Source organism: Humibacter ginsengiterrae (genome assembly GCF_054780115.1).
The window spans coordinates 1-834 of the sequence record NZ_BAAGWY010000040.1; the positions used below are offsets into that span (position 1 = coordinate 1).

Annotated in this window: 1 protein-coding gene; it reads left to right on the forward strand. The window is 68.5% G+C overall.

The genetic code is table 11. The features are described from left to right. Positions 1-764, forward strand: a 764-nt coding sequence (locus ACYVII_RS19085) for an HNH endonuclease signature motif containing protein (RefSeq protein WP_460537926.1), incomplete at its 5' end; no start/stop codon positions are given. Between the last annotated feature and the right edge of the window lie 70 nt (positions 765-834).

The window sequence follows — 834 nt, forward strand, 5'->3', positions numbered from 1 at the left end:
TCGTCGCCTCCGCCGTGGAGGAAGGGTTCACGGCGGATCAAACGAGGGTGCAGGCCACGGTGTGGAAGGTCGCGTTGGATCCGGACGGGGTGGAGGGGGATGCGGAGGAGGCGATGCGGCACCGTGCTCTGACCCGGTTGGGCACCTGGGGTGGGCTGGTGCGGTATCGGATGGAGTTGATGCCGGAGATCTCCGGGAAACTGGAACAAGCCATCACCGCGGTCGTGTCCCCGAAATCGAAACCCGCCTTCCTCCCCGGCGACCAGCCGGCGGACGGGGGCCTGGATGACCGGTCGTCGCCGCAGCGGCGGCATGACGCGTTCGCGTCCCTGATCGACGCCGCCGCCCGCAGTGCCGAGGTTGCGTCGATGGGTGGTGCTGCACCCACTGTGCTGGTCACGGTGGACGAACACGACCTCCGAGAGGGGCGTGGTGCCGGGTGGATGGACGGGGTGGACGAGCCGATCCCGATGGCAGCGGTCACCCAGTTCGCCTGCGCCGGCGGCATCCAAAAACTCCTGATGCGGGAGGGACGGATCGTGTCGTTGTGGTCACCGCAACGCTGCTTCACCCCCCAACAACGCCGCGCGATCGCCGCCCGCGACCGTGGCTGCGTGATCCCCGGATGTCGCATCCCGGCCAGCTGGTGCGAGATCCACCACGTGGTAGAGCACTCCAAGGGTGGACCGACGGAAACCGGCAACGGGGTCGCGCTCAGGCTGTCGCGTGAATCTTCTGGGCGGTGGGGGTGCGGGATTTGGTAGCGTTCGGCGTCTGGCTGGAGGGTGCCGGCTTGCCCGGTCAGGCGGGGGTGGCTGCTCGGAGTTTGAGGAG